This window comes from Burkholderia sp. IT-111MI5 (genome assembly GCF_949752865.1).
GTDB lineage: Bacteria > Pseudomonadota > Gammaproteobacteria > Burkholderiales > Burkholderiaceae > Burkholderia > Burkholderia pyrrocinia_C.
Map to the genome: position 1 here is coordinate 1140042 of NZ_CATKIF010000011.1, position 14829 is coordinate 1154870.

At 66.6% G+C, this 14829-nt stretch carries 13 protein-coding genes; 6 read left to right on the top strand and 7 right to left on the bottom strand.

The window, feature by feature from the left end:
- Nucleotides 1-102: 102 nt before the first annotated feature.
- Entirely contained in the window at nt 103-717 is a 615-nt protein-coding gene (locus ACM6JT_RS13405; protein WP_131945650.1) for a TetR family transcriptional regulator, read from the bottom strand.
- Between the two features lie 389 nt (nt 718-1106).
- Here ACM6JT_RS13405 and ACM6JT_RS13410 point away from each other — a divergent pair, with 389 nt between their 5' ends.
- From ACM6JT_RS13410 to ACM6JT_RS13420, 3 genes are all read left to right on the top strand, one after another.
- Nucleotides 1107-1769, top strand: coding sequence for a DUF3313 domain-containing protein (locus tag ACM6JT_RS13410; RefSeq protein ID WP_131945649.1), 663 nt, complete (start codon nt 1107-1109; stop codon nt 1767-1769).
- 34 nt (nt 1770-1803) lie between these two features.
- Nucleotides 1804-3396 (top strand): intermembrane transport protein PqiB, encoded by a 1593-nt coding sequence (locus tag ACM6JT_RS13415; RefSeq protein WP_414856628.1) that lies wholly within the window; start codon nt 1804-1806, stop codon nt 3394-3396.
- A gap of 179 nt (nt 3397-3575) precedes the next feature.
- Nucleotides 3576-3926 carry a hypothetical protein gene (locus ACM6JT_RS13420; RefSeq protein WP_034182150.1) on the top strand — a complete coding sequence of 117 codons (351 nt, stop codon included), beginning with the start codon at nt 3576-3578 and terminating at the stop codon, nt 3924-3926.
- A gap of 37 nt (nt 3927-3963) precedes the next feature.
- Here the strand turns inward: ACM6JT_RS13420 and ACM6JT_RS13425 are convergent, their stop codons facing one another.
- The 4 genes from ACM6JT_RS13425 to ACM6JT_RS13440 all read right to left on the bottom strand — a co-directional run bounded on the left by ACM6JT_RS13425 (nt 3964) and on the right by ACM6JT_RS13440 (nt 8049).
- Nucleotides 3964-4794 carry an alpha/beta fold hydrolase gene (locus ACM6JT_RS13425; protein ID WP_131947111.1) on the bottom strand — a complete coding sequence of 277 codons (831 nt, stop codon included), beginning with the start codon at nt 4792-4794 and terminating at the stop codon, nt 3964-3966.
- 109 nt (nt 4795-4903) lie between these two features.
- Nucleotides 4904-5821 carry a LysR family transcriptional regulator gene (locus ACM6JT_RS13430; RefSeq protein WP_034182148.1) on the bottom strand — a complete coding sequence of 306 codons (918 nt, stop codon included), beginning with the start codon at nt 5819-5821 and terminating at the stop codon, nt 4904-4906.
- A 184-nt stretch (nt 5822-6005) separates the two neighbouring features.
- Complete coding sequence (locus ACM6JT_RS13435) at nt 6006-6251, bottom strand: DUF3717 domain-containing protein (RefSeq protein WP_034182147.1); 246 nt, start codon at nt 6249-6251, stop codon at nt 6006-6008.
- A gap of 262 nt (nt 6252-6513) precedes the next feature.
- A complete protein-coding gene (locus tag ACM6JT_RS13440; protein WP_034182146.1) occupies nt 6514-8049 on the bottom strand; it encodes an amino acid permease in 1536 nt (511 codons plus the stop codon).
- A gap of 586 nt (nt 8050-8635) precedes the next feature.
- Between ACM6JT_RS13440 and ACM6JT_RS13445 the strand changes: the two genes are divergently transcribed.
- The 3 genes from ACM6JT_RS13445 (at nt 8636) to argG (ending at nt 13076) form a co-directional block, all read left to right on the top strand.
- Nucleotides 8636-10183 carry a sensor domain-containing diguanylate cyclase gene (locus tag ACM6JT_RS13445; protein ID WP_034182145.1) on the top strand — a complete coding sequence of 516 codons (1548 nt, stop codon included), beginning with the start codon at nt 8636-8638 and terminating at the stop codon, nt 10181-10183.
- Nucleotides 10184-10338: 155 nt separating this feature from the next.
- Entirely contained in the window at nt 10339-11409 is a 1071-nt protein-coding gene (locus ACM6JT_RS13450; protein ID WP_414856629.1) for an FUSC family protein, read from the top strand.
- Between the two features lie 329 nt (nt 11410-11738).
- A complete protein-coding gene (argG, locus tag ACM6JT_RS13455) occupies nt 11739-13076 on the top strand; it encodes an argininosuccinate synthase (protein ID WP_034182143.1) in 1338 nt (445 codons plus the stop codon).
- 131 nt (nt 13077-13207) lie between these two features.
- Here argG and ACM6JT_RS13460 read toward each other — a convergent pair whose 3' ends face one another.
- Together ACM6JT_RS13460 and ACM6JT_RS13465 are read right to left on the bottom strand one after the other, a co-directional pair.
- Nucleotides 13208-13993: a hypothetical protein gene (locus ACM6JT_RS13460; RefSeq protein WP_414856630.1), complete on the bottom strand. Its 786-nt coding sequence runs from the start codon at nt 13991-13993 to the stop codon at nt 13208-13210.
- Between the two features lie 91 nt (nt 13994-14084).
- Nucleotides 14085-14804, bottom strand: coding sequence for a hypothetical protein (locus tag ACM6JT_RS13465; protein WP_414856631.1), 720 nt, complete (start codon nt 14802-14804; stop codon nt 14085-14087).
- Between the last annotated feature and the right edge of the window lie 25 nt (nt 14805-14829).

Consider the following 14829-nt stretch of genomic DNA (forward strand, 5'->3'; position numbering starts at 1 on the left):
CGGCTCACGACTCACCGGCGGCTCACAATTGCCCGAGCACGACCGCGAGCAGCGAGCGCCCGAAACGGGCGACCGCCGCACCGCATGCGACGAACGCGCGCTTCATTTCTTCCGCGACGCTTTCGCCGCCGGCGCACCGCGCTTCGCGGCATTACCGCCGCCCGACGGCCATTGCGTCTCGTCGAGCAGCCGGTCGAACAGCCGCGCGCGCTCGTCGGCCGACAGCGGGCACAGCCCGAACATCGCCGATAGCGCGAGCCCCCAGGCCGCTTTCCATCGCAGCAGCGCAAGATCGGGATCGTCGGATTCGGCCGCGATGCGCTTCGCGTTCTCGCCGTCGGTATCCCGAACCTGCTGCAGCGGCGCGGGATCCTCGACCAGCGCCGCCATGATCGCGAGCGCGGCCGACGGCTGCTGGTCGATCACTTCGCGCATCGTCGCGATCTGCGCGGACAGCGTCGGCTGCGCTTCGCGCGGATCGCGCGCGGCCAGATAGTCGCGCTGGAATCGTTGGTAGTAGTCCTGCTGATGTTCCATCAGCGCGTTCAGCACATCGCCTTTCGTGCGGAACTGATGCATCAGCCCGCCCTTGCTGATGCCGCTTTCACGCGAGATCGCATCGAACGTGAGCTTGCCCGGGCCGTCGCGCTCGATGATCGCGAGCGCCGCCTGGATCGCGGCAGTGCGCGTTCGCTCGGAACGCGTCGGGTTATCCATGAACTTTCCCCGGTATGAAGTGATGCAACACGGCCGCGCCGGACCGGCACGATCGCATGAAGGAAGTGCGCGGAGTCTATCACAAACAAACCGCCTGGTCGGTTTACATCCTGAAATGGCGGTGCTACGATCGGCTCCCGCATCGGCCCCGGCCGGATGACGGGCCGCGTCGCGCACCGCATGGCGCGGCGCGAATGCCGCCTGTGGCACGGCTGTCCGGCCGATAAACGCTGCGGCCGGCCTGCCGCTCCGTCGATTCATGCGGTGATTGCGCGTCAAAAACAAACCGTCTGGTTGGCTTTTTTCCAGAACCCCGAGCGGCGATGCCGCCCTGTTGCACCACCCTTCGCACCGGCTCTACCGGCGCGAACCCCGACCCGGAGCATCAAATGAACCGATCGATCAAGCCCAGCCACCTGCTCAACGCCGCGCTATGCGTCGCGCTCGCCGGATGTGCCGGCGTCCAGCCCGCCCGCTACAGCGGCATCGAATCGTCGCCCTACCTGCGCAGCGATCCGCAGGACAAGTCCGGGCGCGTGCCCTATCGCTACGCGCTGCCGGCGGACTGGCACAAGTACCGGAAGCTGATTCTCGACCCGGTGGCCGTCTATCGCGGCACCGACCATCAGTTCGGCAACCTGAACGACCAGGACAAGTCGACACTCGCGACATACATGGGCGACACGTTCGCGAAGAAGCTCGGCAAGCGATTCGAGTTGACGAGCACGCCGGGCCCCGACACGCTGCGCGTAAAGCTGACGCTGACAGGCGCCGTGACGACGACGACGTTTGCCGGCGCATTCGCGCATTTCGATCTCGCGGGCAACGTGTACAACGGCGTGCAGGCAATCCGCGGCCGCGAAGGCGCATTCACGGGCTCGGTCATCTACGCGGTGGAGATCCGCGATGCATCGACGAACCGGCTGATCAGCGCGTACGTGACGAAGCAGTATCCGAATGCGATGAACATCGGCGCGAGTTTCGGCGCGCTCAGCGCGGCAAAGACCGGGATCGACAAGGGTGCCGATGCACTCGTCGCGCAATTCGACTGACGACCTTCGGCGCACCCTGGCGCGTTTCAGGAGGGTGCGCACGCTCTGGCCGCGAGCGGCGATCTTCTGGGTCGCGCCGCTCGCGGCCGCCGCGTTCTGTATCGCGTGGGGCGTCTCGTCGGTCGACAGCCGCGGGCCGACGATCTCAATTGCGTTCGCGACAGCCGACGGGCTGGAAGCCGGCCGATCGACGCTGCGGCTGCGCAATGTCGAAATCGGTCGCGTCACGCGCGTTCGCGTATTGCGCGGGCAGCCCGGCGTGATGATCGATGTGCGACTGGACACCGACGCTCAAGCGCTGGCGGTTGCGGACACACGCTTCTGGATCGTGCGGCCGCGCATCGGGCCCGGCGGCCTCTCCGGTCTCGATTCGGTGCTGTCCGGTTCGTATATCGCGGCCGCACTCGGCAGTTCGCGCGAACCGCGCACGACGTTCACCGGGCTCGATGCGCCGCCCGTCAACGAAAGCGGCGGCCGTCACTACACGCTGCGCGCGACGTCGCTCGGCTCGGTCGCCATCGGTTCGCCGGTCTATCATCGGCGCGCACGTGTCGGTCAGGTCGCCGGTTATACGCTCGATGCCGACGGACGCAGCGTATCGATCGACGTGTTCGTCGCTGCGCCATTCGATCGATACGTCGACGTCGATGCGCGCTGGTGGCAGGCCGGCGGCCTCGGCCTGCGGCTCGATGCGGGCGGCATGAGGCTCGACACGCCGTCGATCACCGCGCTGCTCGCCGGCGCGCTCGCGTTCGCCGCGCCACCCGGTCGCACCGCGAACGTCGCGGCGCCGGACGGTGCGCGCTTTCGCGTGGCCAACGACGAAATCGACGCAATGCGCACGCCGAATGCACCGGCCGCGCCGGTCGTGATGCATTTCGACCGTTCGCTGCGCGGGCTCGATGTCGGCGCGCCGGTGGATTTTCGCGGCGTCGAACTCGGCAACGTGACGGCCGTCGGCACCGAATACGACGCGGCACGCGGCAGCGTCACGATGCGCGTGACGGTCGCGCTTTACCCCGATCGCCTCGGGCAGCGCTATCGCAGCGCGCTCGGCAACGGCGACACCGATGCCGGCAAGGCGCTGCTGCGCACGCTCGTCGCGCGCGGTTTGCGCGGCCAGTTGCGCGTCGGCAATCCGGTCGCGAACCGCTCGTATGTCGCGCTCGACATGTTTCCGCACGCGCCGCCCGCCTCGGTCGATACGGATCGCATGCCGATCGTGTTGCCGACCGTGCCCGGCACGCTCGACGTGCTGCGCGTACGCATTGCCGATATCGCCGGAACACTTTCCCGGTTGCCGCTCGACCGCATGGGCACGGATCTGAACGCAACGCTCATGCGCACCAATGCGCTGTTCACGCAACTCGATACCGAACTCGCGCCGCATGCGCGCGATGCGCTCGGCACCGCGCGACAGGCGTTCACGGCCGCGCAGGCGATGCTCGCGCAACAGGGTGCGAACACATCGAACGTCCACCGTACGCTGACGCAAATCGCACGCACGTCGAGCGCACTGCGCGCATTGGCCGGGGACCTGGAACAGCATCCGGAGTGGTTGCTGCCGAATACATCGGGCGCCACGCAACCGGCCGACATGCCGCATCCGGCGAGTGCCGCACGTTGAATGCGTCGCGCAGCGCATACGGTTTTCCACGACGAATGCACGCACTGCATGCCAAATGTGCCGCGCAGCAGTATGCTGGTGTCGAACGGCTGCGCACGGTGCATCGGGTAATCCCGTAATTCGCACGTTGTCGCGCCGCCGTCGCGACCGCAACCCTGCGTTGCAAGGAGGGATTCGTGATGGCTACCACGCATCAGCACTTCCACCTCGAACTACGGCACGCCACCGCGCCGACCTATTTCATCAGCTACCTGTTTCCCGCCTTGCTGTTCATTTACGAACTGCTGCGCGTCGGCCAGTGGATCCGCGATCACGGGATGCAATTCGCCGCGTTCAAGCAGATGGGTTATGAGTATCTGCTGATGCTGCTGTTCGTCGGGCTGCAGATCGTCGTCGAGGCGATCTTCCTGCTCGGTGCCGCGATGCGTCGCGATCGCGACTTCGAGCATCGGCTGCCGAACGTGATCCTCGGCATCGGCTGCTCGATCGCGCTGCTCGCGATCGATCTCGCGATCCAGCTGGCGTTCTGACGGCCGGCGGGCACACGCCCGCCGGTTGCCCGCACACTCAGGCGTCCGCGTCGCGCAGGAACGTCGCCACCGCGGCCAGCACGTCGTCCGTGCGCTCGCGGTGCGGCATGTGCCCGCATTTGGCGAGCAACAGGAACGACGACGGCCCCGCGACGCGCGCGGCGATCCGCTTCGGATGCACGTCGGAGCCGTATTCGTCGTCTTCGCCGTGAATCGCGAGCGTCGCGCATTGCACGCGCGGCAAGTCGTCGTCGAGATTCCAGTCGCGAAACGCCGGCGACAGCCACGTGTCGACCCACGCGCGCAGTACCCACTCGGCCTTGTCGCCGTGATAGCGCGCGAGCCGGTCGAGCTGGCCCGGTTCGTCGAACAGCAGCCCAGCGTCGCGAATGCCGGCCAGCGTGCGATCCTCGACGAACGCCTGCGCGGCGACCGTCACGAGTGCGCGGCAACGCCCCGGATGCGCGGCGGCGCAGCCGACCGCCATTCCGCCGCCGACGCTGTGCCCGAACGCGACGAACGCGTCGACACGCAGTTGCTCGAGCACTGCAACGAACGATCGATCGGCCTCGTCGCGCACGAACGTCGTGCCGAGCTTCCCCGGATGACGATCCGAACGGCCGAAACCGAGGCGGTCGTATGCGATCACGTCGCGTTGCGTGGCGTTCGCGAGCTGCGCGGGAAAGTCGCGCCACAGGTCGACGCAGCCGAGCGAATCGTGCAGCAGCACGATGGGCGCGGCCGGCTTAGGTGCGGCCGCCACGGCCGTGCCCGTCTCATCTTGCACCGGACGAGCACGCCAGCGTTTCGCGAAAAGACGCCCTTGCGGCGTCTCGACGATTGTCTCCTCGATCAGGCTATCGGTCATGTGTCGGTCGTCTGCATAAAAGCGGCCGCACGTCGGCGGCCCCATCGGATCCCCGCATGTTGGCCTGCCCGCGCGCGCAGCGTCAAGCAAGCCCCCACCGCCCGCGCGCTCATTCGGGCTGCGGCGGCAGATACTCCATCTGCGCTTCGTCGTACAGCCGGTAGATCAGCGCCTGCATCGCGCGGATGTCCTCCGATTCGTCGAGCATCCGCATGCTCATGATGATCGGCGACACGAGGTTCGGATCGTCGAGCGGCTTGTAGCTGATGTCGTCGCGCTTCAGCCCGTACACGCTGTGCGGCACGACCGACACGCCCTCGCCCATCGCGACGAGGCCGAGCGCGATCTGCAGTTCGCGCGTCTCGTAGATCCGCCGCGGCTGCAACGCGCGATCGTGAAAGGCCGCGAGCACCTGGTCCGCATAGCTCGGGCGCGGCGCCTTCGGGAAGATGATCAGCGTGTCGTTCACGAGATCGTGCAGCGACAGCACGGGCTTCGCGCTGTCGAGCGGGTGGCCGACCGGCAGCGCGACGATCATCCGCTCTTCGCGCAGCACGACGCGCCGCACGCTCGGATCTTCATGGCGGATGCGCCCGAACCCGACGTCGATGCGCCCTTCCTTCAACGCCTTGATCTGGTCCATCGTCGACATCTCGTGCAGGCTCAGCTCGACGGCCGGATACTCGCTGCGAAAGCGCCGGATGATCTTCGGCAGCATCCCGTACAGCGTCGAGCCGACGAAACCGACCGACATGCTGCGCTCGATCTTGCCGACCCGCTTCGTCATCGATTCGAGCTCGGCCGTCTGCGCGAGCAGCTGCACCGCGTGCGAATAGAAGAAGCGCCCCGCGTCGGTCAGCTTCAGCGGCCGTGCATTGCGCTCGAACAGCGGCACGCCGAGCGCTTCCTCGAGCTGCTGGATCTGCCGGCTCAGCGGCGGCTGCGCGATATGCAGCCGTTCCGCCGCACGCGTGAAATTCCGCTCCTCGGCAACCGCGACGAAGTAGCGGAGGTGTCTCAACTCCATTTTCGATGCCTCCCGGACAGCGACCCGACGTCAAACCACGGCCGGACGATGTCGTCACGATACCGCAGGCGGCGCAAACCGCCACGCATACGGCCACGCGCGGCCCAAAGCAAAACGGGAAGCCTGAAGGCTTCCCGTTTCCCGATCGACGCCGGCCGTGTCGCGGCAGCGTCGCGACCGCCCGTCACACCTCGGTCGCGTAAAGCGCGTCGCGCTGCTCGTTGCTCAGCGAGTCGAGCGGCACGTCCGGCAGCCGATAGCAGATCATCGTGCCGTACAGCTCGGCGAGGCAATTGCTGCCGGCGTCGAGCGCGTAGCCGTCCTCGCCGTCCGGTGCCGGCGGGTACACTTCGCGCCACGCGTTGATCGCGGCTTCGATTCGCACGATGGAAACGGGTCCGGCCTTCCGCTCGGCGGGTGATGCGCTCATGGATTCCTCTGGGTTGCGCGCTCCGCGGGCCGTGCCGGCCCGGATGGAACGATGAAAACGCCGGGCGCCGCCGGCCGCCGCGCGCCATGCGCGCCGGATGCCGATCCGCGCTGCGCGTGTCGCGCCGGCCGGGCCGTGGCCCGGTAGGGTCGGGCAATATAACCGGCTTTGACCCCGTGCAGGCAAAAGCCGGGCAAAAAAAACGGGAAGCGCAAGGCTTCCCGTTTCATCGCACGTCGCGCGGCCGCCTGCCGCGCCCGCGTCAGCCCGCGGTTTCGCGATTCGCCACCGGCTGCGGCTGCGCGCCGCGGCTCGCGGCGATCCACGGCGCGATCTCCATGTCTTCGTAGCGCACGAAGCGGCTCTTGTTCAGGAGCCGGAAACCGAGCCACACGACGACGAACAGCGGAATACCGATATAGGTCGCGGTCACGCCGGCCCAGTCGATCTTGTTCGCGAGGAACGCCTGATAGTCCTGCCCGAGCGCGATCACGAGGCACAGCACGAACGCGAACAGCGGGCCGAACGGGAACCACTTCGACTGGTACGGCAACTGGTCGAGCGAATAACCCTGCTTGACGTAGCCCTTGCGGAACCGGTAATGGCTGACCGCGATGCCGAGCCAGGCGATGAAGCCCGTCATCCCCGACGTGTTCAGCAGCCACAGGTACACCGTCTTGTCGCCGTACAGCGACGTGAAGAAGCACAGCGCGCCGACGGCCGTTGTCGCATACAGCGCATTGCGCGGCACGCCGCCCGGCGACAGCTTCGCGAACACCTTCGGTGCGCGGCCTTCGGTCGCCAGGTTGTAGAGCATCCGCGTCGACGCGTACATGCCCGAATTGCCGGCCGACAGCACGGCGGTCAGGATCACCGCGTTCATCACGCCGGCCGCGAATGCGAGGCCCGCGTGGCGGAACACCAGCGTAAACGGGCTCACGCCGATGTCGGTCACGTCCGTCTTCAGCAGGTTCGGGTCGGTGTACGGGATCAGCACGCCGATCACGAAGATCGCGAACACGTAGAACAGCAGGATCCGCCAGAACACCTGGCGCACCGCGCGCGGGATCGTCGTGCGCGGGTGCTCCGATTCGCCGGCCGCGACGCCGATCAGCTCGGTGCCCTGGAACGAGAAGCCCGCGATCATCGCGACGCCCATCAGCGCCGGCAGGCCGCCCGCGAACGGCGCGTCGCCGATCGTCAGGTTGCCCCAGCCGTTGCTCGGCGCGCCTTTCAGAATGCCGAAGATCATCAGCAGGCCGACGCCGATGAACGCAACCACGGTGACGACCTTGATCAGCGCAAACCAGTATTCGGCCTCCCCGAACCCGCGCACGGTGAGCGCGTTGAGCAGGAACATCACGGCGAGGAAGGCCGCGCTCCACCATACGCCCGGCACGTCCGGAAACCAGTAGTGCATCACGAGCTGCGCGGCGACGAGCTCCACCGCGATCGTCACGGCCCAGTTGTACCAGTAGTTCCAGCCGAGCGCGAAGCCGAAGCCTTCGTCCACGTATTTCGCGCCGTAGGTCGCGAACGAACCCGACACGGGCATGAACGCGGCCATCTCGCCGAGGCTCGTCATCAGGAAGTAGACCATCAGGCCGATCAGCATGTACGCGACCATCGCGCCGCCGGGGCCGGCTTGCGAGATCGATGCGCCGGACGCGACGAACAGGCCCGTGCCGATCGAGCCGCCGATGGCGATCATCGTCAGGTGGCGCGCCTTCAGCGCGCGATGAAGCTTGGGTGGGTTCGCGGACGAACCGGGTTGGTCGGATTTCGGAATTGCGGACATAAACGAGACGAACGTTGAGCGGGCCGGCATCCGTAGCCGGCGCATGCGGAATCGGAGCGCGGTACGCGTCCTGCGATGCATTCGATGCGGCCCCGATACGCGTTGCGCGGCGGGCGCCTGCGGCGAAGCGCGGATTCTACCTGATTCGCCATGGGGGGAGCTCAGGCGCACACGCCCGCCGCGGCCGCAGAGATTTCGCAGAATCAAGGAGTTGGCCGCACCGGCGCAACCGCAGCCGCCTGCCGGCGCCAAAACCATGGGTATCCCGGGGTTATTCGGCTTTTCATTCCGCCCGGTAAACGGGTAATCCTGTCTCGATCCGCCAAATACCGCGCCGATACGAAAAATCGACCGGTCATCGCACCATTAATCAGACAAAACGACCGATACTGACAATTGATTCAAATCAAATCACCCGCGCGCTATGCGGTAATGATGCGTAATCGTTTCGAATTGCTGTTTCCGCATGCATGTTTTGCATGCGCACACGAATTGCAGGAATTCGCGAGATAATGCGGGTTAATTCGAAATAATCAGCGCGCGGAACCGTCGCAACGCGAGTATCCGCCGCCCGTCGCCCCCGAGGATGAAGTCACTCCCGCTGCCCGCCACGCTGCGCCGCCATACCGCGTCGATCGTGGCACGCATTCTGTCGCCCCGCGGCGTGCTCGTCGCGGGCATCGTCCTGCTGATGTTCAGTTGGGGACTTTCGACGTCGCTTTTAATCGAGGCGCGACGCGACGCGTATGAGCACGCGGTCGAAAATGCGCGCAACCTGATGCTGCTGATCGAACGCGATATCGCGCGCAATATCGAACTCTACGATTTGTCGCTGCAAAACGTCGTCGACGGCGTAGCCGATCCGGAACTGATGACATTGCCGCCGCGCCAGCGCCACCGGCTGCTGTTCGACCGCGCCGCCACCGGCGCGTATCTCGGGTCGCTTTTCGTGATGGATGCGCACGGCAATATCGTGATCGATTCGAGCGTGTCGCCCGCGCGGCAAGGCAACTATGCGGACCGCGACTATTTCACCGTGCACCGCAACGGGCTCGCGCAGGGCCTCTATATCAGCCGCCCCTACGCGTCCCGGCTGCGCGGCGGCGCGCTGACGATCGCGCTCAGCCGCCGGATCACGCTGTCCGACGGCACGTTCGGCGGCGTCGTCGTCGGCACGCTCAGCATCGACTACTTCCGCGCGCTGCTCGACGGCCTCGCGGTCGGCAAGCACGGCAGCGCGGCAATCGCCGAGCTCAACGGCATGCTCGTGAGCCGCCTGCCTTACGACGCGCGCGTGGTCGGCCTCGACCTGCGTAATTCGCAGCTGTTCATCGAGGCGCTGCGCCGCCGCGAAGGCGTGCTGTCGGGCATCGGCAGCATCGACGGCGTGCGGCGCATCTATGTTTACAAGCATCTGCCCGGCCTGCCGCTGATCGTCGACGTCGCGCCGGCCGAGATCGACGTCTACGCGCCGTGGCACCACCGCGCGATCTGGACCGTCGTGCTGATGTGCCTGTTCACCGGGTTCATCGCGTGGGGCTCGCTGGCGCTGTCGCGCGAACTGGGACGCCGGCAGATCGCCGAATCGAAGCTGTACCGGCTCGCGCACACCGATTCGCTGACGGGCCTCGACAACCGCGGCACGTTCGACACGGTGCTCGCGAAAGAGGCGCAGCGTGCGGCGCGCAGCGGCCGCCCGCTGTCCGTGCTGTTCGTCGACGTCGATCACTTCAAGGCGTTCAACGACTATTACGGCCACCCGGCCGGCGACGACGTGCTGCGCCGCGTCGCGCAATCCGCGTCGCGCTGCCTGCGCCGCGAAGGCGACCACGTCGCGCGCTACGGCGGCGAGGAATTCGTCGTCACGCTGCCCGACACCGACGCGCAAGGCGCGGCGACCGTTGCCGAAGGCATCCGGCACGCGATCGCGGAGCTCGGCATCGAGCACGTGAAGAGCCCGTACGGGCGCGTCACGGCCAGCATCGGCACGGCAACCGCCGCCGACGGCCGCACGAATGCCGCAACGCTGCTGCGGCGCGCCGACGAGGCGCTGTACCGCGCGAAGTCCGGCGGACGCAACCGCGTGTCGGACGCGCAGCCGAGCACGGCCGACGCATGGCGTGACATGGCGTGACGTGTCGTCGCGACACGATGCGGCAGCCGGCCACCCCGGACAGCCGCGCCGTGGACAGCCCGCGCGCGTTCGGCTAGCGTTACGTCTGCTGCGCATGCGGCGCGGCGCCGCCCCGCGCAAGCCGCCGTGCGCGTTCCGGCCACTCCAGCTCCGTCATGACCGCCTCGCTCCCTACCCGGCTGCCGCCACTCCTGCGCCACGCGCTCCGTCCGCTGCTCGATCCGTACCGCCGCTACCGGCACGCGAAGCTGATTCATGCCGCGCGCGTCGCGCTCGCGATTCTCGTGTCGATCGCCCTGTCCACCGGCCTGCGCGTGCCGCACGGCGAGTGGTCGACGATCACCGTGCTGATCGTCGTCGGCGGGCTGCAGCATCACGGCAACATCCGCAAGAAGGCGGCCGAGCGTGCGCTCGGCACGTCGATCGGCGCGCTCGCGGGGCTCGGGCTGATCCTGCTGTATTCCGCCGCGCACGCACCGATCGCGATCTACCTGCTGATGTCGGTTGCCTGCGGCATCTGCGCGTATCACGCGATCGGCAAGGCCGGCTATATCGCGCTGCTGTCGGCGATCACGATGGTGATCGTCGCCGGGCACGGCGACAACGAGATCGTCGACGGCCTGTGGCGCGCGGTGAACGTGCTGATCGGCATCGCGATCGCGCTGGCGTTCTCGTTCGCGCTGCCGCTCTATGCGACCTATTCGTGGCGCTACAAGCTCGCCGACGCGCTGCGCGCGTGCGCGGCCGTGCATGCGCGGGTCGCCGGCGACCGCCAGGTCGGCGACGACGCGCACCTGAAGGAAATGGCCGCGCTGAGCGCGCTGCTCGTGCAGCTGCGTTCGCTGATGCCGTCGGTGTCGAAGGAATGCGAAACGTCGATGGCGCAGCTCGAGGCGATCCAGCGCAGCCTGCGCCTGTGCATCGGCTATCTGGAGATCCTGTCGAGCGCGGTGCCGGCCCGCGACGACCTGGCGGCCCGCGAATACATGCGCGTCGGGATGAAGGCCGTGAACCGGCGCATCCGCGACACGCTGGTCGGCGCGAGCCGCGCGCTCAAGTTCGGCAAGCCGAGCCGGCTCGCGCCGCGCCGCCGGCCGGCCGACCCGCCGCACGACGCACCGCCGCCGCAGCTGTCCGGCTACGTGTCGATCACGGCCAAGCTGGCCGGCGAAGTCGATCAGTTGCGCGAGAAGCTGCTCGACACCGCGCAGTCGTGGAATATCTGAGGTTCGCGGGATTCCGGGCTTCATCCGCCAGCCTTTCATATGCCTTTCGATCTGACGGACCGCTATCCTGACGACGGCAGCCCCGCCGCTCGGCCGATCCGGCCCCGGAAGCACGGCCCGCGACGGCGCGCGTCCGAGCCCGTTTCGGCCGCCGCCCGGCGCCGGTTCGCGCCGCGTTCTCCGCCTGGTTAACCGCCCGCCGGGCCCGCCGCGACAGGCCGGACGACGTATCCGCGCGAAAATCAGCCCTTGCCCCAACTTCCCGGACAGCCGATACTCGCATATTCCGCGAAATACGATCCCACCGGACCCAATCCACGGTAATTCCTATGAGCACGATTCTCGAAAGCCTCCCGACCGGCCAGAAGGTCGGTATCGCCTTCTCCGGCGGCCTGGACACCAGCGCCGCGCTGCACTGGATGAAACTGAAGGGCGCCGTCCCGTACGCATACACGGCGAACCTCGGCCAGCCCGACGAAGACGATTACGACGCGATCCCGAAGCGTGCGATCGAATACGGCGCAGCCGGCGCCCGCCTGATCGACTGCCGCGCGCAGCTCGTCGCCGAAGGCATCGCAGCGCTGCAAAGCGGCGCGTTCCACATCACGACGGCCGGCGTCACGTACTTCAACACGACGCCGATCGGCCGCGCCGTGACGGGCACGATGCTCGTCGCCGCGATGAAGGAAGACGGCGTCAACATCTGGGGCGACGGCAGCACGTACAAGGGCAACGACATCGAGCGCTTCTACCGCTACGGCCTGCTCGTGAACCCGGACCTGAAGATCTACAAGCCGTGGCTCGACCAGACCTTCATCGACGAGCTCGGCGGCCGCGCCGAAATGTCCGAATTCATGCGTCAGGCGGGCTTCGCGTACAAGATGTCGGCAGAAAAGGCGTATTCGACCGATTCGAACCTGCTCGGCGCGACGCACGAGGCGAAGGATCTCGAAAGCCTCGAAAGCGGCATCAAGATCGTGAACCCGATCATGGGCGTCGCGTTCTGGCGCGACGACGTGAAGATCGCCGCCGAGGAAGTGACGGTGCGCTTCGAAGCCGGCCAGCCGGTCGCGCTGAACGGCGTCGAGTTCAAGGATCAGGTCGAGCTGCTGCTGGAAGCGAACCGCATCGGCGGCCGCCACGGCCTCGGCATGAGCGACCAGATCGAGAACCGGATCATCGAGGCGAAGAGCCGCGGCATCTACGAAGCCCCGGGCCTCGCGCTGCTGTACATCGCGTACGAGCGTCTCGTCACCGGCATCCACAACGAAGACACGATCGAGCAATACCGCGAGAACGGTCGCCGTCTCGGCCGCCTGTTGTACCAGGGCCGCTGGTTCGACCCGCAGGCGATCATGCTGCGCGAAACGGCCCAGCGCTGGGTCGCGCGCGCGATCACCGGCGAAGTGAAGATCGAACTGCGCCGCGGCAACGACTACTCGATCCTGAGCACGAAGTCGCCGAACCTCACGTACCAGCCGGAACGCCTGTCGATGGAGAAGGTCGCATCGACGTTCTCGCCACGCGACCGGATCGGCCAGCTGACGATGCGCAACCTCGACATCACCGATACGCGCGACAAGCTGCGCGTTTATACGCAAGTCGGCCTGCTCACGCCGGGTGAATCGTCGGCGCTGCCGCAGATCAAGGGCGATAGCGACGAGTAAGCCGGTCGCTTTCGCGAGCGGCCGGGCGGCGTAAAAACCGCCCGGCCGCGTGCAGTACTCCCCTCTCAGCTTTCTTCAAGCACTGCCGGATTCGGAACGCGTATCACGACGATCCCGCAGTCGCATCAAGATCATTTCGATGCCGTCGCCGTCCCGGTCGCGGTCGTCGTCATCGTCGTAGTCGCAGTCGCCGGCGTCCGTGCCAGATCCTGACCGATCATTTCCGCGACCGACTTCTCGCACGACTTGATCCCTTCCACCGACTTGTCGAAATTCTTCTCGAGATCGCTGAAGCTGCCGTATGTGTAAGCGAAATCGCTGTCGATGTGGACGCTGTTCGCCTTGATGTCGTAGCCGCACGCGAACGTCTTGTAATAGAGGTCCTGCTTCGTCCTGGCATCGAGAATGCGCGCCCGGACCACCACCCACGGAATGTAATCGGGCTGGTTGGGCGGCGAGATATAGCCGAACGACGTGAACCACACATTCATGATGGCATCCGCGTCGGTCTGGATCGCGGAGTAGTCGTCCGACTTGCCGTCATCCGCGAGCTTCACTTTCTGGCCGTCCAGCTTCACGACCTGATACCCGTTGCCGGCGAGGCGGCCCGTTACGCCGTCCACGATGTCCGGTGCGAATACGGTCTTGCTGGTGGCCACGTGATCCGTGTAGGTGCTCGTATGGCTCGCGTTGACGGCGGTTTGCGCCAGTGCGCCGATCAGACCGAACCCGCCCGCCGCGCCGCCGAGATTGATAACCGCGACACGCTTCGGCTCGCTGACGTCGAGGATGGCGATCGAATGCAGCTTCTGACGCGCCTCGGGTTTCATGTCGGTATTCGGCAACGTGGTGCAGCCGGACAGCAGCGTCACGAGCAGGCCGCAACCGACCAGGGTGGCTTTGGAGAAGTTCTTCATTGAGTGAATTGACTTTCGTTGTTGACGGAACGTTTTCGTCGGGCCGTCGCACGCAGCGCGTGAAAACGCCGCGTGCGAGCAGGCCGTGCGTTTATTGCTTGATGACCTGGCCGTAGGCGACGAAGCTGTAATCAGCGGCGCGCAGCACGTACAGGATCGATCGCTGGAAGCCGTTGGTCCCCTTGATCGGCACGAACATGATCGCGGCGCTGCCCGACAGCGGAACGCCTGCCGGGAGCCTGCAGCCCGACGATGCCGAGGCTGCCAGCGTCATGTCGTACATGTTCTGGTTCGAGCTGGGCGTGGCGAGCGTCAGCGTGCCGGTCATGTTGCAGCCGCTCAGCGTGCCGGTGACCGTGCCGCCCGATGCGATCGTGAAGGACGCGTTCGTCGTGGCCCATGCGCCCGTGACGCTATCCTGCGTGACGCTCAGTGCGTTTGCGGCGTTATAGGTCCACGTGAAGGTCGACGCGGTACCGCCTCGGCTGATCGTTCCGGACAACGTCTGCTTCGCGCTGTACGCACCGGAGCCGGAGTCGATTTTGGTGGTCAACCCGCCCGCGCCGAAGTTGACGCCCGAACCAAGCGACCACGTCGCGCCATTGACCGTCAGAGTCGCGAAATCCTCGGACATCACGAACGATCCCAGCAGATTGAGCGCGGTCACGTTGTTGCGCGGATCGACCAGGGCGATGGTCGAGTAACCCAGGCTGCCGGATTCCGTCCAGATCCCGATCGGACCGCTCGCGGTTGCGGCGGTCGAACCGGCTTGCGGGGTCGACAGGCTGGGCAGCGCCTCGCCGACCGTCACCGGCTGCGACGAGGCGACCGGTGCG

Excerpts from the sequence above, each read along its gene's own strand:
- ACM6JT_RS13450 (WP_414856629.1), top strand. The coding sequence starts at position 10,339 with ATGACCGCCTCGCTCCCTACCCGGCTGCCGCCACTCCTGCGCCACGCG.
- ACM6JT_RS13430 (WP_034182148.1), bottom strand. The coding sequence starts at position 5,821 with ATGGAGTTGAGACACCTCCGCTACTTCGTCGCGGTTGCCGAGGAGCGG.
- ACM6JT_RS13445 (WP_034182145.1), top strand. The coding sequence starts at position 8,636 with ATGAAGTCACTCCCGCTGCCCGCCACGCTGCGCCGCCATACCGCGTCG.
- ACM6JT_RS13425 (WP_131947111.1), bottom strand. The coding sequence starts at position 4,794 with ATGACCGATAGCCTGATCGAGGAGACAATCGTCGAGACGCCGCAAGGG.
- ACM6JT_RS13405 (WP_131945650.1), bottom strand. The coding sequence starts at position 717 with ATGGATAACCCGACGCGTTCCGAGCGAACGCGCACTGCCGCGATCCAG.
- argG (WP_034182143.1), top strand. The coding sequence starts at position 11,739 with ATGAGCACGATTCTCGAAAGCCTCCCGACCGGCCAGAAGGTCGGTATC.
- ACM6JT_RS13420 (WP_034182150.1), top strand. The coding sequence starts at position 3,576 with ATGGCTACCACGCATCAGCACTTCCACCTCGAACTACGGCACGCCACC.
- ACM6JT_RS13410 (WP_131945649.1), top strand. The coding sequence starts at position 1,107 with ATGAACCGATCGATCAAGCCCAGCCACCTGCTCAACGCCGCGCTATGC.
- ACM6JT_RS13435 (WP_034182147.1), bottom strand. The coding sequence starts at position 6,251 with ATGAGCGCATCACCCGCCGAGCGGAAGGCCGGACCCGTTTCCATCGTG.
- ACM6JT_RS13440 (WP_034182146.1), bottom strand. The coding sequence starts at position 8,049 with ATGTCCGCAATTCCGAAATCCGACCAACCCGGTTCGTCCGCGAACCCA.
- ACM6JT_RS13460 (WP_414856630.1), bottom strand. The coding sequence starts at position 13,993 with ATGAAGAACTTCTCCAAAGCCACCCTGGTCGGTTGCGGCCTGCTCGTG.